20 protein-coding genes are annotated in these 18,704 nt (G+C 47.4%); 14 read left to right on the top strand and 6 right to left on the bottom strand.

The genetic code is table 11. The features are described from left to right. The first annotated feature begins 107 nt into the window (after positions 1 to 107). Both GGC63_RS12095 and GGC63_RS12090 read left to right on the top strand, forming a co-directional pair. On the top strand, positions 108 to 1,679 hold the full coding sequence (locus GGC63_RS12095) for an FAD-dependent oxidoreductase (RefSeq protein ID WP_192702631.1): 1,572 nt from the start codon (positions 108 to 110) through the stop codon (positions 1,677 to 1,679). A gap of 277 nt (positions 1,680 to 1,956) precedes the next feature. Next, positions 1,957 to 2,403, top strand: a complete 447-nt coding sequence (locus GGC63_RS12090; protein ID WP_192702544.1) for a GNAT family N-acetyltransferase — start codon at positions 1,957 to 1,959, stop codon at positions 2,401 to 2,403. A 109-nt stretch (positions 2,404 to 2,512) separates the two neighbouring features. Here the strand turns inward: GGC63_RS12090 and GGC63_RS12085 are convergent, their stop codons facing one another. The 4 genes from GGC63_RS12085 to GGC63_RS12070 form a co-directional block, all read right to left on the bottom strand. Continuing rightward, positions 2,513 to 3,871: a sulfatase-like hydrolase/transferase gene (locus GGC63_RS12085; protein WP_192702543.1), complete on the bottom strand. Its 1,359-nt coding sequence runs from the start codon at positions 3,869 to 3,871 to the stop codon at positions 2,513 to 2,515. A gap of 52 nt (positions 3,872 to 3,923) precedes the next feature. Further along, positions 3,924 to 4,784: a carbohydrate ABC transporter permease gene (locus GGC63_RS12080; protein WP_225948137.1), complete on the bottom strand. Its 861-nt coding sequence runs from the start codon at positions 4,782 to 4,784 to the stop codon at positions 3,924 to 3,926. Beyond that, complete coding sequence (locus tag GGC63_RS12075; protein ID WP_225948136.1) at positions 4,784 to 5,680, bottom strand: carbohydrate ABC transporter permease; 897 nt, start codon at positions 5,678 to 5,680, stop codon at positions 4,784 to 4,786. The genes GGC63_RS12080 and GGC63_RS12075 overlap by 1 nt, the downstream gene beginning before the upstream one ends. Positions 5,681 to 5,786: 106 nt before the next feature. Further along, positions 5,787 to 7,106, bottom strand: a complete 1,320-nt coding sequence (locus GGC63_RS12070) for an ABC transporter substrate-binding protein (protein ID WP_192702541.1) — start codon at positions 7,104 to 7,106, stop codon at positions 5,787 to 5,789. A 184-nt stretch (positions 7,107 to 7,290) separates the two neighbouring features. Between GGC63_RS12070 and GGC63_RS12065 the strand changes: the two genes are divergently transcribed. From GGC63_RS12065 to GGC63_RS12040, 6 genes are all read left to right on the top strand, one after another. After that, positions 7,291 to 8,037 carry a response regulator gene (locus GGC63_RS12065; RefSeq protein ID WP_192702540.1) on the top strand — a complete coding sequence of 249 codons (747 nt, stop codon included), beginning with the start codon at positions 7,291 to 7,293 and terminating at the stop codon, positions 8,035 to 8,037. Continuing rightward, entirely contained in the window at positions 8,027 to 9,868 is a 1,842-nt protein-coding gene (locus tag GGC63_RS12060) for a sensor histidine kinase (protein ID WP_192702539.1), read from the top strand. The genes GGC63_RS12065 and GGC63_RS12060 overlap by 11 nt, the downstream gene beginning before the upstream one ends. A 173-nt stretch (positions 9,869 to 10,041) precedes the next feature. Continuing rightward, positions 10,042 to 10,623: an HAD-IA family hydrolase gene (locus GGC63_RS12055; protein WP_192702538.1), complete on the top strand. Its 582-nt coding sequence runs from the start codon at positions 10,042 to 10,044 to the stop codon at positions 10,621 to 10,623. Further along, positions 10,620 to 11,264 carry an adenylate kinase gene (locus tag GGC63_RS12050; protein ID WP_192702537.1) on the top strand — a complete coding sequence of 215 codons (645 nt, stop codon included), beginning with the start codon at positions 10,620 to 10,622 and terminating at the stop codon, positions 11,262 to 11,264. Before GGC63_RS12055 ends, GGC63_RS12050 begins: the two co-directional genes overlap by 4 nt. 141 nt (positions 11,265 to 11,405) lie before the next feature. Beyond that, a complete protein-coding gene (locus tag GGC63_RS12045; RefSeq protein ID WP_192702536.1) occupies positions 11,406 to 12,482 on the top strand; it encodes a hypothetical protein in 1,077 nt (358 codons plus the stop codon). A 312-nt stretch (positions 12,483 to 12,794) separates the two neighbouring features. Next, complete coding sequence (locus tag GGC63_RS12040; RefSeq protein WP_225948135.1) at positions 12,795 to 13,232, top strand: c-type cytochrome; 438 nt, start codon at positions 12,795 to 12,797, stop codon at positions 13,230 to 13,232. Positions 13,233 to 13,279: 47 nt separating this feature from the next. Here GGC63_RS12040 and GGC63_RS12035 read toward each other — a convergent pair whose 3' ends face one another. Then, on the bottom strand, positions 13,280 to 13,969 hold the full coding sequence (locus tag GGC63_RS12035) for a YjgB family protein (protein ID WP_192702535.1): 690 nt from the start codon (positions 13,967 to 13,969) through the stop codon (positions 13,280 to 13,282). Between the two features lie 176 nt (positions 13,970 to 14,145). Here GGC63_RS12035 and GGC63_RS12030 point away from each other — a divergent pair, with 176 nt between their 5' ends. Further along, a complete protein-coding gene (locus GGC63_RS12030; RefSeq protein ID WP_079911817.1) occupies positions 14,146 to 14,397 on the top strand; it encodes a hypothetical protein in 252 nt (83 codons plus the stop codon). Between the two features lie 160 nt (positions 14,398 to 14,557). On the opposite strand, the gene GGC63_RS12025 is transcribed toward GGC63_RS12030, so the two are convergent. Next, the gene (locus GGC63_RS12025; RefSeq protein ID WP_192702534.1) at positions 14,558 to 14,863 is read right to left on the bottom strand and encodes a hypothetical protein; all 306 of its coding nucleotides are present in this window, start codon (positions 14,861 to 14,863) and stop codon (positions 14,558 to 14,560) included. A gap of 64 nt (positions 14,864 to 14,927) precedes the next feature. On the opposite strand from GGC63_RS12025, the gene infC reads away from it, so the two are divergent. The 5 genes from infC to GGC63_RS12000 all read left to right on the top strand — a co-directional run bounded on the left by infC (position 14,928) and on the right by GGC63_RS12000 (position 18,543). Further along, positions 14,928 to 15,404 (top strand): translation initiation factor IF-3, encoded by a 477-nt coding sequence (gene infC / locus GGC63_RS12020; protein ID WP_192702533.1) that lies wholly within the window; start codon positions 14,928 to 14,930, stop codon positions 15,402 to 15,404. Between the two features lie 96 nt (positions 15,405 to 15,500). Continuing rightward, positions 15,501 to 15,848 (top strand): hypothetical protein, encoded by a 348-nt coding sequence (locus GGC63_RS12015; protein ID WP_192702532.1) that lies wholly within the window; start codon positions 15,501 to 15,503, stop codon positions 15,846 to 15,848. A 318-nt stretch (positions 15,849 to 16,166) separates the two neighbouring features. Further along, entirely contained in the window at positions 16,167 to 16,874 is a 708-nt protein-coding gene (locus tag GGC63_RS12010) for a FadR/GntR family transcriptional regulator (protein ID WP_192702531.1), read from the top strand. Between the two features lie 120 nt (positions 16,875 to 16,994). Continuing rightward, positions 16,995 to 18,206: an MFS transporter gene (locus GGC63_RS12005; protein ID WP_192702530.1), complete on the top strand. Its 1,212-nt coding sequence runs from the start codon at positions 16,995 to 16,997 to the stop codon at positions 18,204 to 18,206. A gap of 163 nt (positions 18,207 to 18,369) precedes the next feature. Next, positions 18,370 to 18,543, top strand: coding sequence for a hypothetical protein (locus GGC63_RS12000; protein ID WP_179136076.1), 174 nt, complete (start codon positions 18,370 to 18,372; stop codon positions 18,541 to 18,543). Positions 18,544 to 18,704: the final 161 nt, after the last annotated feature.

Below are 18,704 nucleotides of genomic sequence, written 5' to 3'. Positions count from 1 at the left end.
TGTTTCGAAGGCTGATGTCTCGTGCAACAAAAAAGCTTGGTTTGCGTCTAGATTATTGGGGTAATAAAACAAATATGGTTAAAGGAGGGAATTGAGATATGGGTAGCATGGAGCAAAGTCTACGTGCAGATATTGCGATCATTGGTGGAGGTGTAGGAGGATGTGCCGCAGCATTGGCGGCCTGCAGCCTAGGAAAAAGAGTATGTATGACGGAGGAATTCGATTGGATCGGGGGACAGCTGACGAGTCAGGCGGTGCCTCCGGATGAGCATAAATGGATTGAACAGTTCGGCTGTACGCGAAGCTATCGCAAATTTCGCGATCAGGTCAGAGGTTACTATCGCAGTCACTACCCGCTATCGGAGTATGGGCGTGCGGCGTACTATTTGAACCCTGGTAATGGGGGAGTGAGCCGTCTCTGCGCCGAGCCCCGAGTGATGCATGCCGTTCTGCAGCAGATGCTTGCGCCATTTATAAACAGCGGCAAGCTGACCATCCTTACTCGCTGTAAAATCATAAAAGCACATACGCAAGGAGACCGTATCCTGGCAGTAACCGTAAAAAAGGACGATGGAGAGCGACGGATCATCGAAGCTCCCTATTTTCTCGACGCGACGGAATGCGGGGACTTACTACCGCTTGCCCATGTCGAATATGTTACCGGAGCGGAGTCGAAGCAGGAGACTCATGAGCCCCATGCACTGGACGGTCCCGCTGACCCTCAGGATATCCAGGCCTTCACCTACTGCTTCGCCATGGATTATTTGGAGGGTGAACATCATGTCATTAATCGACCTAAGGATTACTCATTTTGGCGTTCCTTTCAAGCGCCTTTCTGGCCTAATCCGCAATTGAATTGGGTATCCCCTGACCCCAAGACGCTGGAACCGACGGAAGAGACGCTCTTCCCGGGTACGGACAAATACCCATTGTTCATCTATCGCCGAATAGTGGACCGGGCCAACTTCTTGCCGGGGACGTATGAATCGGATATTTCGTTAGTTAATTGGGCTCAAAACGATTACTTCCTGGGCAATATCTATGATGTGCCTGAGCAAGAAGCCAAGAAGCATCTGCACCAAGCCAAACAGCTGAGTCTATCCTTGCTCTACTGGCTGCAGACGGAAGCCCCCCGCCCGGATGGCGGAGCAGGCTACCCAGGACTTCGGCTGCGCCCTGACGTGGTGGGGACGGAGGATGGAATGGCCCAAGCGCCGTATATCCGGGAATCCCGCAGAATCAAAGCTGAATTTACGGTTCTGGAGCAGCATGTAAGTGCTGCCGTTCGAGAAGAATGCGGGGCAGAGGAGTTCCCGGACAGCGTAGGAATAGGCTGCTATAGAATCGATCTGCACCCTAGTATGCGGGGGAGAAATTTCCTTGACATCTCCTCGGTGCCATTTCAAATTCCACTTGGGAGTCTAATTCCCAGAAGAGTTACCAATCTGCTGGCCGCATGCAAAAATATAGGGACCACCCATATTACGAACGGCTGCTACAGGCTTCATCCGGTAGAGTGGAATATCGGGGAATCAGCAGGATATACGGCGGCATTTTGCTTGGAACGAGGGTTGACCCCGAGCGAGGTGCGTGCAAGCGCGGAAAAGCTTAAAGAGCTGCAGGCGCTGCTTACCACTAATGGGGTTGAACTGGAATGGCCAAAAATCGGGGCGGTATAATAACGGATGATACGGCGGGTATGGCTGTTTGCTATAAATCAGACAAACACCGGTCTTCGGCGTTACCTTACTGATATGGATGGTACTTAAAAATAATCATCGAATTGAATATATTGTGATATGATATTTTCCATTAAAAACCCAGTATTAGAGTTTTTAATTTCGAGAGGAGTGATGTGGTATGAAGAATATCTATGCTGCAATTTTTTTGAGGATGGTTACGAAATAGTCGTAGAGGATGAATTCCTCTGCGGAGTAAAATTTGGGAGGAATTCGTATGGCAATTGTATTAAAGCCAGTAACTATTGAGAATTGGTATGAATGTACCCAGCTTAAAGTTAAGCCCGAGCAGCTTAATGTCTTTCCTGCACCTGTGGTTTATTGGATTGCAGAATCAAAATATGTTGATGATTTTGAATTGCGTGCTATTTACTCAGAAGAAGTTCTAGTCGGATTTCTCGTATTTTGTAAGAAACCAGACAAGGATGATAACTATTGGATTCCTGCCATAATGATTGACGAAAAGCATCAAGGCAAAGGTTATGGTAGGGCAGCAATGGAAGCTTTGATTCAGTTTATGAGTATTTCACATTGTATAAGAATAATGATTGGACATCGACCAGACAATCAAATTGCAGGAAAGCTGTATGAATCTTTAGGGTTTAAAAAAGTTAGTGAAGAAGAAATAGATGGTGAAATACTGCGTCTACTTCAAACTGTTTAACAAACTGCATTGACTGTCGGCAAATGAACAGAAAAGACCCCACCGGGGTCTTTTTCTCACAATAACATTATAGATTGCCTAGAAGATCATTGCTTTTAAAGACAACGCTTTACTGCCCGTATTCACTTTCCAGCACTTTCAACTGACCAAAGGCCCGCTCCTGAGCGGCCTCAATTCGGGAAGGCGCTTCTCCAGCTTCCGCCATGCGGCGCAGAAGCCTTTCTCTCATCACCTGCTTCACCTCCCGGTGAGCCTCGCTTTCGATAAGATTATGAAGCTCCCAAGGATCTGCCTGCAAATCGTACAAAAATTCTTCTACGTACAGATCGCTGCAGCTATCTCGTATAGCATCCCGATGGGGCGCGCTTACGCTGTATTTCCATCGCTTGGTACGGACGGCACGGCCGACCTGCGACTCGCTGATCTGAACGAACACCTCGCTCGGCCATTCGACCTCCTGACGCTTGACGAGCGGCAGGACGGAACGCCCCTGCATCTCGCTGGGTACCTTAAGCCCGGCTGCATCCAGCAGGGTCGGCGGCAGATCGATCAAGCTGACGAGCTCACGGATCCGTCCGCCTCCTTGAAAGCCGGGTCCCCATATCGCCCCTGGTATACGTATGGAGCTGTCATGGCAAGAGCGTTTGTACTCTCCATTGCGCGTTTTGAAATGACTTCCGTGATCGGAAGTAAAGAGAACGATGGTAGAGTCAGCCAGATCAAGACTGATCAACGCATCCATTAAGCGGCCTAACGCTTCATCCAGACGTTTGACCATCCCATAATAACCGGGCAGATGACGCTGGGATGTACCCCCGAGCTCCGCCAAATCGGGAGGCGTCCAAGCCGATATGTAAGAGTCTTCATACCCTGACGGCGCAGGGTAATCGTCTCTTCGGTTCTGATGATGCGGCTCCAGGAAGGAGAGGAACAGGAAGAACGGATCGTTCTGATGATCATTCACATAGCGAATGGCGGCGTCCGTCAATGCATCGACCCTGTAACCCGGAAGCTTGACCCGTTCATTGGCATTGTTGTACAGTACCGAATCGTAAGCGTCGGAGGTATGCTCAAGAGAATCGGCTGCGAGCCAATATTCGTATCCGCCGCGAAGCGATTCCGGAACGGGCTCCGTTCTGGTCGATGCCAAATGCCATTTGCCGATATATCCGGTATGGTATCCGGCATCACGAAATTCGTGAGCCAACGTACGTGAGTTCCCCGGGAGTGGAATCCCGTTGCGGTAACATCCGGTCGACGTTGCGTAACGTCCGGTTTGCAGGCAGGCTCTCGCTGGTCCGCAAACAGGCTGGCAGGTGAAGGTATTGTACAAATGAGTTCCTTCCAGAGCCCATCGGTCGAAATGGGGAGTAAGCCCTAAGGGATTGCCGTGCAGTCCGGTCGTATCCCATCGCTGCTGATCTGTAAAAAATACAATGACATTCGGTTGTTGCTTCCGTTGCGGCATGGTTGAGCTCCTTTCCTTATGCTTATTTCCTGCTTAGTTTCTGAACACAAGTTTACCCTTTGATCCCTGTTGTGGCAATGCCTTCCACAAAATAGCGCTGGAACAGGAAGAAGATCAGCAGGGGAGGCAGGATGGCCAACACGGACATCGACATAATTTGGTTCCAGGCGACCGTCCCTCCAGTCGAATCGATAGTCATACGCAGTGCCAGGGAGACGGTATATTTTTTGACGCTGTTGATGAAAATGAGCGAATTGAAGAAATCGTTCCACGTCCATATGAATTGAAAGATAGCCGCAGAGAAGAGTGCCGGCTTACAGAGCGGAAGCAGGATCCGGAACAAAATAGCTGCCGGGTTGCAGCCGTCCATAACCGCCGATTCATCAAGCTCCCGTGGCAGACCGCGGAAAAACTGAATCAGCATAAAGATAAAAAACGGGTAGCATGCAAAAATTGCCGGTACGATAAAAGGCAAATACCCGTCAAGCCACCCCAGATTGCGGAATATCAAGTATCTGGGAATAATAATAACCGCATGCGGAAGCATCAGCGTTGAGATCATAAGCGCGAACAGCGTGTTCTTGAGCGGAAATTGGAAGCGGGCAAAGCCGTAAGCCACCACCGCACTGGACAAGACGGTAAAGAAGACAGTCGGCACGACAAGCATCAAGGTATTCAAGAAGAAGGTGCCGTAGGTAAATTGCCCCGTACCTTGCCAGCCTTTGCTATAAGAGTCCCAAACGAAGGTTTTTGGAAGCAGTGACAAAGAACCGAATAAATCGCTGTTGGTTTTGAACGAGCCGAAGAACAACCAGATCAGCGGATAAATCATGAGCAGACCAAAGGCCAGCAAAATTATATTTTTGACCAGCCTTGCCGCGAGCGTAGGCTGTTTCCCGTATTGCAGCATCATTAATTTTTCCCTCCGTCTTCATAATGCACCCATGATCTGGATGAACGAAAGATGATCAAGGTAAGGATCAGAATGATAGCAAATAGTACCCAGGATAAAGCGGAAGCATAGCCCATATGCAGCAGCTTGAAGGCGTCGTCATATATTTTCATCCCGATCAGGTACGTCGATTTCATGGGCCCGCCGTTCGTGACGACGAAAGCGGCGGTAAATTCCTGCAAGGCGCCGATGGTTTGCATGACCAGATTAAATAAGATGATCGGAGTCAGCAGCGGAACGGTAATGGAGACGAACATCCTCACTCTGCTTGCTCCGTCTACCATGCCGGCTTCATATAAGTCGGAAGGGATTTGTTTTAGACCTGCGAGAAACAGGACCATAGAAGAGCCGAATTGCCAAACGACCAAAAAGCTGATGGTCCATAATGCGACATTCGGGCTGCCCAGCCAATCGACCGAAGGGATGTGAAGAAAGGCCAGCACCTGGTTAACGATGCCTTCGCGCATAAACAAGAAGCGCCAAAGGATCGAGATAGCGACGCTTCCGCCAAGAATGGAAGGCAAGTAATAGATGGTTCTATATACGTTAATGAATCTCCCTTTGGAATTCAGAATGATCGCCACAAGTAAAGCGAATGCCAGCTTAAGCGGCACTGCCATCAAGGTATACAGGAGGGTTACGCGCAAAGACGGGAAGAAGTCCTTGTCCTCCTTGAACATCGTCACATAATTTTGCAAGCCGACAAAATGCGTCGCTTTCACGATGGAGTAATCGGTGAACGAATAGTACAACGACAACAGCAGAGGATAGAGCTGAAACCCTGCAAATCCGATGATCCACGGAGAAATGAACAACAGTCCCCAAGCGGCATTCGTGAATCTCATTGACTGCTTCAATATACTGAACTCCCTTCTGTACTCAAACATGCCGGTCAGATGATAGAGAGAAAGCCGTCCAACCAGACAGCTTCTCTCACCAGATGAACCATTACTTTTATAACCTCTATTTCTTTAACGCGGTCAGCTTCGAGCCATACGCTTTCAGGATTTCGTCGGTGGCTTGCTCCGGCGTCTCCTTCTGATAAATCAGCTTCTGCAGCGTGTCTTTGGCAATTTGCGCGAGATCTGCATTGATACTGATTACGTTAGGAGCAATGGTCTTCTGTTTGGAGGCAAGATCAAGACCTTTAGTAATGTTCGGATCAAGCTGCTTCGCATCCTCCAAAGCTTTTCTGGCCGTGCTCGTCGCCGGTATACCGCGCTGTGCGCCAAGGATAAGCGCCGCATCTTTATCATTAACCATCCAATTGATAAATTTCACCGCTTCTTCCGCGTTCGGAGATGTTTTGTTTACCGCGAATCCGGTTCCCGCTGCGATTGGATTGCCGGATTGCAGCGCATTCGGAGCCACAGGATAAGCCGCTACACCCAGCTTGCCGTCAGGCACGGATTGCTTATATTTATCGAAGGCGGAAATATAGTCGAACAACATGCCCACTTGTCCTTTAATCCATTTTGGATTCTGTTCCATCTTACCGACGAAGGCGGAGCTGTCCCCGAACGGCTCCAGAACCCCGTTCTTGTACAATTCGGAAAGATACGCAAGCCCCTTCGTCAAGGCAGCGTTATCGAACGCAGGAGTATAATCGTCATTGATCCAGTTCTTTCCGGTCATTTGGGCTACATAAGGCTGCAGGATCAATTTATAAATGACGTCGATATCGGCCGACAGCAGGTAAGCGTTTGGATCCTGGGCATGCACCTTCTTGCCGGTTTCCAGCAGGCTGTCCCAGGTCCATTCCGTTGTTTCCGGAATTCCGTACTTCTGGAAGAAAGCTTGATTATAGAATAAGGATGTAGCGGTGGCACCTGCCGGAGCCATAATCATCTTGTCCTTATAAGTCGCAAAGTTGCTGAGAACAGAGGGATCGTAACCGCTGGTATCAAGCGATTTGGACTGTTTTAAATCCAGCAAAAAATCATACATGTCGTTATCCCATTCATAGGTGAACTGGAATAAGTCGGGTGCGGTGCTTCCGGCGAATTGGGTCAATAATTTGTTGTAAAAGCCGTCGAAGCCCGTGTATTCCGCTTCGATTTTGACATTTGGGTGCAGCTTGGTATAAGCATCGATGGCCTTCAGCGTCGCCTGGTGGCGGGTGTCGTTGCCCCACCAGCTGAATCTTAACGTGATGGGCTTCGTGCCGTCCGCACTTCCTTTCTGCGCAGGATCATTGGCTGAATTACCTCCGCAAGCGGCCAGAGTAATCCCCATGACAGAACACATAACGAGACTGGTAATTCCCTTGAACGTTTTCTTCAATTTTTATTCTCCCCCAAGTCTTTATTATTGGTTGCGCTTTCATCATAGCATTGAAAACAAAGACAAAAAAAGGTCTCCTCCTATTGATTACGTTTTCATTTTTTTGTATCGTTGGGGAAAAGTATCATAATTTTGGATATGACACTGTCGAATTTCTGCTATAATGGTACCGGAGGTGAGTCGGATGTATAAGCTTTTGGCTGCTGACGATGAAGAGGATACCCGGGATACGCTATGCAACTGCTTTCCTTGGGAGTCGGTTGGCTTTACTGTTGTACAGCAAGTCAGCAATGGGCTGGAGGCGCTGTCGTATTTGGAATCGAATCCCGTTGATGCGCTGCTGTGCGATATCCGCATGCCGGTGATGTCCGGACTGGAGCTATGCAAGCAGATTCACGAGCGAAGAATGGGGGTTCGCATCGTGCTGCTCAGCGCATATCGCGATTTTGAGTATGCCAGGGAAGCGATGACCTACGGAGTTTCCCACTATATGCTAAAGCCGGCTAAATACGATGACATCGTCAATGTTTTTACACAGCTCAAGTCAACTCTTGACGAGATGAAAGCAGGCTTTGAAGCAGGGGGAATGGGGAACGGAGAATCGCTGTCAGGCTTGACGGATCCCGTTATTTCCAGCATCGTGAAAAGCGTGAACCAGAATTACCGCACCATCACACTGCAGCAAGCATCTGAAACGGTTGAAATGAATACAAGCTATGTAAGCGTATATTTCAAGAAAAAAACGGGGATGCATTTCTCGGAATATGTCCTGAAGGTGAGAATGGAGAAAGCTGCGGAGCTGTTAAAGCACGGACATATGAAAGCGTTTGAAGTCAGTGAAGCGGTGGGCTACGCTAATCCTAAAAACTTTATCCGAGCTTTTAAGCAATATCACGGCATAACCCCGGGGCAGTTCAAAAATGGGCGTTAATCTGAATAAGCCGCATATCGGAAGATCATTAAAAATCAAATTTTTTGTCAACAACCTGAGGAATATTTTGGCCCTGTGTTTAATTCCTCTGCTGCTGCTGGGCTCTTTATCCATCGTCATCTCCCAGCGGTACACGCGTGTTGATGCCGAGCAGAATCAGGAGAAGCTGTTAAATCAATATAATGAGCTATTTCAGGTTGTTGCATCGGAGATCGATTCTCTCAGCTTGTCCTTTAATACCAATCCTAAAATTGCGGATAAGCTTTACAATATTCTTTCGAAAACCAACTATTCCTACGAGGATGCGGAATCGTTATTTTATCTCAAGCATATTATCGATGTGTCGGCCAATTCCAGACCTTATGTTCACTCTATCTACGTCTACTATCCGAATGACCAGCAGCGTTTTCTAAGCTCGCGTGAAGGACTGGTCAATCTGCAATCTTATCTGGATAAAAGCTGGTATGACAGTTACTTGAACCTTGCGGATACGGCGGGATTCACGACAGAGGTTCGCAGTCTGCACAACTATGCCTTCGAGAGCAACCCGACCGATGTAGTAAGTATTTACAAATTGATCAATGACAGGAACAATATCAGCAAGAAGGGGGTTATAGTTCTGAACCTGTCCCCCGACTACTTTATCAAATCTTTCCCGTCCTTAAGCGAATATCCGAACCGGAGCTTTTATATCACCGATGATCATAACCAGGTTATCATGCAATCCGGGGGCACTGCATATGACCAAATCCTATCGTCTCTGCGCCTGCCCGGACAATTCGATACGCTTCAGCAGGATAACGGAATTTATCATCTCACGGTCAAGAAAGCACCGAGGTTAAACTGGAATTTGATTTCAGTCGTCCCGCGCAAGTCATTGTACAGCTTATCGTTTACCTTGATCGTCATCACTTGTCTGCTGTCAGTTGCGGCCTTGGCATTATGTGCGCTTGCCGCCTTATGGCTGACAGGCAAAAATTATCGTCAAGTCTACGGGATTCTACACTTGCTCGAATCAGCGGACGCTCCCGACACACCGGACACGATGGAGGCCAATCCGAACCAAGGGCATGATATCTATGCATTTATCATCACCCATATCCTGGAAAGCTTCCTTGAGCAAAAATATTTGAAAATTCAGCTTTCCGAACGGTTGTACCGGATGCAGGCACTGGAATTTAAAGCGCTGCAATCCCAAATCAATCCTCATTTTCTGTATAATACGCTGAACTCGATATACTGGAAGACCTTTCAATTGACAGGCTCTACGAATGCCCCAAGCCGCATGATTGAGCTGTTGACAGCCATCTTGCAATATACCCTCGATTCCTCGGCGAAGGTCGTCCGGTTAGAGGAGGAGATCGCACACACTGTCAGCTATGTTGAAATTCAGCAAATCCGCTATAAGGACCGGTTTCAGGTCATTTGGGACGATATCGGGCCTTTCTCCGATTGCGAAGTAGTGAAGCTAAGCATGCAGCCTCTGCTTGAAAATAGCATCCAATACGGGATGGAGCATACGTCCCGCCTGCTGGTCAAGTTCAAGTTCCGCATACAGCACGGTACGCTTAAGGTAACTATAATTGACAACGGAGGCGGGATAGGGAAGCAGCAGCTTGCGCAAATCCGCTCTGCACTTGATTCTGACGAGGATTCCGGCCGTCATATCGGGCTGAGCAATACCAATAAACGTATTATGCTGCAGTACGGAGAAACCAGCGGAATCAAGATTCTCAGCAGGAAGGGATGGGGTACTGCAGTCACGCTGTATTTCCCGCAGTCATCGGCTGCTCAAGCAGACACGCTCCTCATGAACGATATGGGGAATTAACTCCACAACACGGGATAAATAAAAATCACTCCTAAGAGAATTCGACCCATTCCTAAGGTATGGTTATGATGTGTGAGATATATTTTTCACTGAATCGGTACCGCATTCTTCTCTGAAAGTATGATATATTTACCTATATATTCCTTACGGGCTTTATATTAGGGAGGGATCCTTTGCATATTTTATGGGACTTTGACGGAACCTTGTTCGACACGTATCCTGTTTATACTGAGATTATGTATGAAGTTATGGAGGAAAGGGTTTCGAAAGAGGAGATTCTAAACCATTTGAAGCTCTCATTCTCGCATACTATTAAGCATTTCAGTTTAAGAGAACAGCAGTTGAACCGGATTTTTACAAAGGAACGTGATCTGCATCCTAGCCACATGAAGCCATTTCCTTTCGTAGAAGCCATTTTGAAATTGGCAGAGGTAAATGTCATTATGACACATAAACCGCGGATAGAGGTACTGCCAATATTAGAGTATTATGATTGGATGCATTATTTTGCAGAGATAGTGGCTGGCGGTGATGGCTATCCAAGCAAGCCTAATCCAGAATCGTACAAGTACTTACATGACAAGTATAAGCTCGATTTGGTTATTGGAGATCGGGAGATTGATATCCTACCGGGAAGGCACATCGGGCTTCGAACCTGCTTATTTCAGAATCACGCTCCCGGGGCGGATCTGTATGTGAATGACTATGAAGAGCTCTACACTCAATTGATAAGTGAAGGGGGAGGCAGAGTATGAATGTGATAATGTTAGGGCTGCCTGGAGCGGGTAAAGGAACACAGGCCAAGTTCATTGCCGAGAGTCAACGTATTCCGCATATTTCTACCGGCGATCTGTTCAGACAAGCGTATCAGGATCAGACTAAGCTTGGAATTTTGGCCAAAGAGTATATGAGTAAAGGCGGACTTGTGCCTGATGATGTGACGATTGGGATTGCACTGAACCGATTGGAACAAGCAGATTGCGAACATGGCTTTTTATTAGACGGATTTCCAAGAAATATTGCACAGGCCATATCCTTAAGGGAGTTTTTAATTAATAAATCGTCAAGCGTTGATCATGTCATTTACGTTGAAGTGAATGAAGACGTTCTGGTAGAGCGGCTAACCGGGAGACGGGTATGCAGTAAATGCGGGGAGACGTACCATATCATAAATAACCCTCCGGCCCAACCTGGACTCTGCAATACATGCTGGCATCCTTTGATTCAGCGGGAGGATGATTCCGAGGATACGGTAAGGGAGCGTCTCAACGTGAATAAGGAATTGACTTTACGTTTATGCGAGTTTTATAACTCAGAAGGAACCTTAAGAACGGTAGATGGATTAAGGCCTATGGATGAAGTGACCGCACAAATTAAAAAAGTGATAGGACCTTAAAAATATATGCTCAGTAAGGCATAAGTGGTAAGAAGGCACAGGTTATAGGACCTGTGTTTTTCATATAAGAATTCATATTTTTTGGGGTTTTGGGAAACAGGGCTCGAAAAATGCTGACTACATATAAACAGGAGTGTAACAATGATTCCAAACACAGAAAAGCTTATACAACTGTTGAGATCCGGCCAAAAGATAGATGCAACCGTTCTTGAATCCTATTGCCGTATAACCGCTAAGTACGGAGACCGGGAAGATGCAGCGGCTTTATTTCAAATGTTCGCGGAGCATCCCTCCGATTACAGGTACGTGATGCTGCTTGACCCCGTTATGAGATGTGGAGACTTCGCCATGGCGGAGGAGATCGATCGTTTTTGCTTTGAACATGGACAGCTTAAGGAAGAAATGCCTGGTGACATTCTTCATGTGATGGGGTATATGGGGTATGAGAAATATATCGACTATATGGTGGATTGCATCGGTGCTAACGATTGGCATCTGTGCACAAATGCTTGTCTCGGGCTATTGCACCTTCCTTGCGAATCGCATCGGGAGCGGTTGGAGAGTGAGCTGGAAAAGGTATACGGGCAGCCGCTTTTCCCTGAACTTTTACCCGCTTTGAGCTTCAAATTCGCTAATGAACAAATCGTCCCCAGGCTGGTTGCATGGGGTGAGCGGGCTTCGACGGATTGTAATGCGGGGCTGGTCCTCGGCATTTCCATGTTCGGCAGTACGCAGAAAAAGCAAGTTAAATCTATATTAATGGAACCGTTTTGGGAAATGTACAGCATTGGAACGGGCAGCCATTGGTGGGGCTATATGTCCATGCAAATGGTCGAGCTAACGTTCAGTGAACTCATCGCGGATATCAAAGCCCGGATACCTGTTGATCTGGAACATGCAGACCACATCCCTGATAAACAAACGATAGAACACTGGCTTCATGTTTTGCATGACCTGTTGGAATTGAAGCTGGCTGATGTCCCGCATCCTGTAAGGTTTTCCCCACATAATCAAGAGTCTGTAATTGGTCTTTTCCAGGAGCTGTTTCAGTGGGGTAACGAGCATAAGGATGATACGTTTAAAGGCAGAATCAGCACTTTCTTGGGATACGATCATCCGCTGATGGAAAAGTATATGCAATTAAGAGCGAGAATGGGAATGGGCATGAAGCAAGAATTAGAATTACAGGTCTGGGCAAGCGAAAGTGGCGGCATGTGAAATAAGCGAGCTCTTGCTAAGAATTCCTGGACTTACTACTTACGTTTTGTCGACAATCCAGACTGCTTTGATTTACAAAAATGAACCCTTCTCTTCATTTCATCTTTGTATTGATAACCCGATCTACAAAGAGAAATGGTTCGAGGGGTTCTTTCTAAATTTACAGCGTCAAGAGGTGAGGGGCTCTCGATCTCACGCTTGAACGGAATTATTGATAATACTTGACAATGCACCATCACATACACTACAATCCGTAGTGTAATAATATTTTACATAATTCTAGTATACCATTTCTTAGTGGAGGTTGGCTTGATGAAGGTACAAATGGCAACGATAGCAGCCCTCGTTACTGCAGCTATAGCCTTATCCGGGTGCAACGCTAAATCCGCGACGGAAGGACAAGCGCCGCCGGCTGCCTCAAGTTCGAGTCAGGTAATGCAACCGCAAGGCTCAGCTGCTCCTGCAAGTCCATCGCCGACCCCAGCGGCAGGCGGCGATAGCAAGTCGTCATCCGCCACAGCCGTTAACGCGGAATCGCTTGTCAAACAAAATTGTATTGCCTGTCATGGCGATACGCTGGATGGCAAAGGAAGCGAGAAGAAAAATCTTCAAAAGATCGGTTCAAAAATGAATCAAGAACAGCTGGTTAATCAAATTACGAACGGCGGGGGCGGTATGCCGGGCTTCAAGAGCAAGCTGAAGGAAGAAGAAATTACGGCCATCGCTGCATGGCTTGAAGCCAAAAAATAACCGTAAAGGCGGCTCACTTCCTAAGAAGCGGAGCCGCCTGGTTTTCATTATCCTGCCATTAAATTTTTGGCATCCTGCGGACTAAAGACAGAGATGTGATCTACCTTGCCGGTAGAGGAGGGAATGATAAATTTCAATTGAAATTGATCGTTTGCCTGGTAAAGGTATATCGTTTCGGTTTTATTAGCGATCGTATCGTCAGGTTGTCCTAGGGCGGATTTGATCTGTGAGAAGCTCAGTTCATGAAGCTTCGAATCATAGGATCGAACATCGAAAATAAGGCTTCCTTTATTAAAACCGAAGGCGGCTTTATGCTTCCCGTAGGTTGAATAGATACCCGAACCTGCTGTATCCTTTTGATCCGGCTTTCCCCAATCTTCCTCTACCTGGTCGATCAGGCTTTTATGCGCAGTGTAATCAAAGCCGGGTACCTTCCCTTTCTTTGCCTGTTCCATGATTTGCAGTACGTAAGCTTGAGTCCCGTTAACCTGCGGCGGCTTCCCGCTGCTTTGGGCATCCGTTGAGCCTGAAGTGGCCCCCTTGACGTCCTGTCCCGATGTTTGGGGAGCTGTTGAGCCAGGATCGGGTGACGGCGTTGGTGCTGGAGCCGGTGATTGGGTACTAGGTTCCTGCGAAGCTGCAGCGGGCTTCTCTGTAAAGCTGCAAGCGGTCAGTGCAGCGGCTAACATGGTGGCCGATAAGGTCATGATTAGAAGATGTCTGGATGATTTAGGCATATGGATTCTCCCTTAGTTAAATCTCTCTTTTATTACATCCTATCAGACGGCTCGAATCATCAATAAGTTGCAAAAAGGGATTCATCAAGGACAGGCCCTAGGCGTCTAAACGGGATTCCCGTTGTCCATAATAGTAACGTCGTTGATATTACAGACACGGACAGGGGGAATGAATCTTGCTATCGGTTCATTGGAGATTGGCAGAGCTCTGGACACTGCAAAAACAAAGGGGACTGACAGAGGAAGAAGAATCCGAAGTGAACGCTTGCCTCCATTACAATGCGATTTATGCGAGGAAGCTTGCGGGATTGTACAATCTGTCTCTTGCTGCATCTATGGTCAAGGACACTGCCTGGCAGCATGAAATATGTCAAGCAATTGAAAAGCTGCAAAACCAGGGAGGGGCATCCCCTGAGTTTACATTATAATTGCAACTTCACAGCCTGCTACAACGTGAAAAAGGGTGAAGGTTCCCAAAGGAGCCATCACCCTTTTTCAACATCACATCGAATCTGCCCGCCAAGCAGCTGATTTCAAGCTTCGAAGCCGAAGTCCTGCCTTTAAGGGCTTCTTCACCTTTTAAAATTCTTAGACGGCTTTGGGCCGTTTGGCTATTTCTTCGGTCACAACGAAAGCTAAATCCTCATTCCCGTACAAAGATAACACGCCAAGAACCGTTTCATCCGGGAGTTCACCTGCTTCTTCCTTTGATACAGTCAGATTAATAGCTTGCAGGAGAAGAGGGTTGGCCGACTGATCCGGGTATGCACGGAGATACAGGGCTGCAGGGTCCAGATCATTATTAATACACCATTGGGCGAAAACAAGAATCATCATTTGCTCGTCCTGCTGATAATTTTTTATTATTTGTTCTTCCATTTCTTTGCGGCTCATTGAAAAATCTCCTTATCATCGGTAATATAGGTTTCATTATAACGAAAGTTCAGGTGGAATCACAATGATCATGAATGAAAAAATAAAAGCGTCAGAGGTTCAACTGACAGGCATTAACGGGGAGGATTTGGGTGTTGTCCCCACATCGGAGGCTTTGGCGATGGCCAAGAAGCTGAAGGTAGATCTGATCTGTACTTCTCTGATGAGCAGCCCTCCTCCATGCAAGCTGGAAGGTGCAGGCACCGCCAAGCAAGAAGCCCAGCAGGCCAAGAGAAAGGAAAATAAAATACCTAAACTTAAAGAAATCCGGCTTACGCCTCAGATTGAAGAGCATGATTATGATACGAAAAAGCAGCAGGCAGAAAGAATTTTGACATCCGGCGATGCGGTCGTATTTACCATAAAACTCCAGAGCAAGGAAGGTGCACAAGCCAAGGAGCTGCTCGAATCACTGATCAAGGACCTTAAGCCATTTGGAACTAAAAAGACGGGGATTCAGCTCAGCGGAAAGCTGGCAACCGTTCAGCTCGACCCCAAGTAAGCCGTATCATCATAAAGTACAAGGGCAGCAACATACAGTTGAAGAGAAGAAGGAAGTTTACATTCGAATGTCAGGCTTGAAGGAGTGAATAGGAGAGTGCTGCATAAAGTAAAAGCTCTGGGGACGGAGATGAACTATGCGATCCTATCCGGATTTTCCGTATTTCTTGTGTTTATCCTTCATCTCATTCACTGGTTAATGGCTCCTATTTTGCTAGGGGCCCTGGAAATGCACGAGCATCATCACGGCGGGGGGGAGCCATTGTCTGTACAAACCATTTTGTTCACAGTAGCTCTTCTTGCCGTTAACGGCGCGGGGATGTATTTTGCTGTGCGACAGCTCATGCTGGCATGGAAGCAGCGCAAACGCGGCATGCACACGTATATTTGCTGTTCGATATCTATGGTCGTTTTGATTGTCGGTATTTACAGTATCATTGTTTAATCTAAAAGATTTGGCCCCCGCAATTAAGTGCAGCTGGAAGCAGCCTGCACTTTTTATCATTATTGCAGGATCTTTCCACAAAGCATCTGAATCCGCTTGTAAAGCCATGGTCTCACTTTGTGGGGTTATTTTATTTTTGCGGCTAAGAGTCAAAGATAGTAGAATTGTGGAAGGAAAAGAACGACGAGACGTGTCCTTCCCCAAATAACGTTATTGGCGAGGGTCCAGGGCATAATGTCAGATTAATAATATGACGAACATACATTCTTATTGCTACAATTACCAATTCATAATAAGATAACGACAGGAGATGATCAGATGAATAAAGGTTCGTTATCTTTTCAAACTGTGAAGCGCAAGCAGATCGTCGATGATGTGGTGGAGCAGCTTCAACGCAAAATTTCACTTGGAGAGCTGTCTCCAGGTATGCAGATTCCTACCGAACCGGAGCTAATGGAACAGTTTGGCGTAGGCCGGTCGACCATTCGCGAAGCCGTCCGTGTACTTGTATCTGCAGGACTTCTGGACAAAAGGCAGGGTCATGGAACGTTTGTATGCCAGCAAAAGCCTATTCAGGAGCCGCTTGATTACAGGCTGCGGCGGGCAGAGATTTTGGAGGTCTACGAGGTACGCCGCATGATGGAGATCGAGGCTGCCCGTTTGGCCGCCGACAGACGGGATGATGAGGATTTGCGAGTGATGCGCGAGCTGCTCGATCAACGCCAAGCCGCCATAGACTCAGGCCGGGTGAAGGAATATCTGGATGCGGATATAGCCTATCATATCGCTGTGGCTGCCGCTACCAAAAATGCTGTTTTGGCGGATTTGTACCGTATCTTCTCGGAAGTGCTCCGTCATTCCCTGGAGAATCTCGTTAACCATCCGCAATATAATCAATATTACACGGAGCAGCATGAGAAAATATACGAGGCAATCCGTGATAAAGATGTGCAGGCAGCGGAGCTGTACAGCATGCAGCATTTGGATGGGACGAGGACAGAGCTGGAGGAGCATATCAAAAGCTAATTTTTTTAAGATCAAACATCAGATGATAAGATGTATTAGTTTGGAATTAAACATCTGATGATATGCTGTATGAAGAGAGAATAGAACCTAAGCTTGAAGGAATAGGAGTGAGAGACAGTTATGAATCAACAAGCGGTACTGCGTCAACCCTCAACCACCATCTTTTCCGTGTTATTCGCCATCAGCTTCGTGCATTTTTTGAATGATGCCATCCAGTCCGTCATTCCGGCTATGTTTCCAATTTTACGGGATTCTTTGAATCTGAGCTTTGCCCAAATAGGCTGGATCGGTTTTACGCTTAACATGACGGCCTCCGTGATTCAGCCTGTAATAGGATTGTACACGGATTCGCGGCCAAAGCCCTATTTGCTGCCAATAGGAATGATATTCTCGCTTACGGGCGTCATTGGCCTTGCTTATGCTCCGTCGTTCATCATGCTGCTGCTATTCGTGATTCTCATCGGAATAGGCTCTGCCGTGCTGCACCCGGAATCCTCCAGGGTAGCTCATCTTGCCGGAGGGAATCGCAAAGGGCTCGCACAATCGATATTTCAGGTAGGGGGGAATACCGGCCAGGCCCTCGCTCCGGTGATGGCCGCACTTATTTTTATCCCACTGGGTCAGCAAAGCATTTTGTGGTTTACGCTCGCAGCGGGAGCCGCCATTATCATACAGCTCTATGTGTCGAGATGGTACGGCACTCATTTGCAAAACAATAGCAGGGTGAATGCGGCAGTCTATCCAAACGAACGTGGTGCAATGCTGTCTAAAGGAACCGTTGCCGTCGCGTTAGCGGTGCTTGTTTCTTTGTTGTTTTCCAAATTCGTCTATATGGCGAGCATGACCGGCTATTACGCTTTTTTCCTGATGGAACGGTTTCATATGACCGTGCAGGACGCTCAATACTATTTGTTCGCTCTGCTCATTGCCGGAATGCTCGGGACTTTGGCCGGAGGACCGTTCGCTGATCGTTTCGGAAGGCGCAACACGATCTGGTTCTCGATCCTGGGTACGGCTCCGTTCTCCATCCTCTTGCCATTTGCCGGCCCGGTATGGTCCATGGTTTTGTGCATATGCATTGGTCTTATCCTTCTATCCGGCTTTTCGGTTATCGTCGTGTACGCCCAGGAGCTGCTGCCTGGTAAAGTAGGCACAATTGCGGGCTTGTTCTTCGGTCTTGCTTTTGGACTCGGTGGAATCGGTTCGGCGCTTCTAGGCTATTTGGCGGACTCGGCGGGTCTGGATATTGTTATCAAAGTCAGCGCGTTTTTACCGCTTCTTGGGCTTCTGGCGATTCTGCTGCCCTCGGACGCCAAGCTGTCCGGCAGGTAAATCAATGACTCTTCATGATTAGGATTCGCTTGTGTGAAGTGCGGGTAAGAAAAGATAGAGCTTCGTGCTGGAGGTTCGTCTGCATCATCTCCTGATGCTTGTATAGAAATTCCATTTTTACATACGATATGTAAAACGGTTATCCAAGGAGGTTCGATGAGTAATGAGTGAAGCCAAGAGCAAGCGGGAAAACAGTCAAGAGATGCCGGTCGGCATCAATCAGCCGCTGTATCAATCCGATATTGCTGCGACAGATCTAATCAGCGATGCCGTGGAGGAAATGATGGATGAGATTGAAGAGGAGTTCACGGACCATGAGCAGGAAAACAATCAATAATTCGCCGGCTCCGTGTATAAAATGGCGGGAATAGGTGAATACATGGTTAATGTGTACAACACCTTCTGCTTAAACCGCAGTATGACATGTAATTTTCGTGTCTGCTGCGGTTTTTCCTTTTTGCATATATTCTATATGGAAAATGTAGTTTATAATGAAAT

The sequence above is a fragment of the Paenibacillus sp. OAS669 genome (assembly GCF_014873645.1).
Lineage (GTDB): Bacteria > Bacillota > Bacilli > Paenibacillales > NBRC-103111 > Paenibacillus_S > Paenibacillus_S vulneris.
Note: the sequence above shows the minus strand (reverse complement) of the source record. Positions and strands in the feature narration are given on the sequence as shown.

Coding starts and splice junctions, on each gene's coding strand:
- GGC63_RS12040 (WP_225948135.1), top strand. CDS start 12,795: ATGAAGGTACAAATGGCAACGATAGCAGCCCTCGTTACTGCAGCTATA.
- GGC63_RS12025 (WP_192702534.1), bottom strand. CDS start 14,863: ATGAGCCGCAAAGAAATGGAAGAACAAATAATAAAAAATTATCAGCAG.
- infC (WP_192702533.1), top strand. CDS start 14,928: ATGATCATGAATGAAAAAATAAAAGCGTCAGAGGTTCAACTGACAGGC.
- GGC63_RS12035 (WP_192702535.1), bottom strand. CDS start 13,969: ATGCCTAAATCATCCAGACATCTTCTAATCATGACCTTATCGGCCACC.
- GGC63_RS12000 (WP_179136076.1), top strand. CDS start 18,370: ATGAGTGAAGCCAAGAGCAAGCGGGAAAACAGTCAAGAGATGCCGGTC.
- GGC63_RS12060 (WP_192702539.1), top strand. CDS start 8,027: ATGGGCGTTAATCTGAATAAGCCGCATATCGGAAGATCATTAAAAATC.
- GGC63_RS12045 (WP_192702536.1), top strand. CDS start 11,406: ATGATTCCAAACACAGAAAAGCTTATACAACTGTTGAGATCCGGCCAA.
- GGC63_RS12090 (WP_192702544.1), top strand. CDS start 1,957: ATGGCAATTGTATTAAAGCCAGTAACTATTGAGAATTGGTATGAATGT.
- GGC63_RS12080 (WP_225948137.1), bottom strand. CDS start 4,784: ATGATGCTGCAATACGGGAAACAGCCTACGCTCGCGGCAAGGCTGGTC.
- GGC63_RS12005 (WP_192702530.1), top strand. CDS start 16,995: ATGAATCAACAAGCGGTACTGCGTCAACCCTCAACCACCATCTTTTCC.
- GGC63_RS12050 (WP_192702537.1), top strand. CDS start 10,620: ATGAATGTGATAATGTTAGGGCTGCCTGGAGCGGGTAAAGGAACACAG.
- GGC63_RS12065 (WP_192702540.1), top strand. CDS start 7,291: ATGTATAAGCTTTTGGCTGCTGACGATGAAGAGGATACCCGGGATACG.
- GGC63_RS12010 (WP_192702531.1), top strand. CDS start 16,167: ATGAATAAAGGTTCGTTATCTTTTCAAACTGTGAAGCGCAAGCAGATC.
- GGC63_RS12085 (WP_192702543.1), bottom strand. CDS start 3,871: ATGCCGCAACGGAAGCAACAACCGAATGTCATTGTATTTTTTACAGAT.
- GGC63_RS12095 (WP_192702631.1), top strand. CDS start 108: ATGGAGCAAAGTCTACGTGCAGATATTGCGATCATTGGTGGAGGTGTA.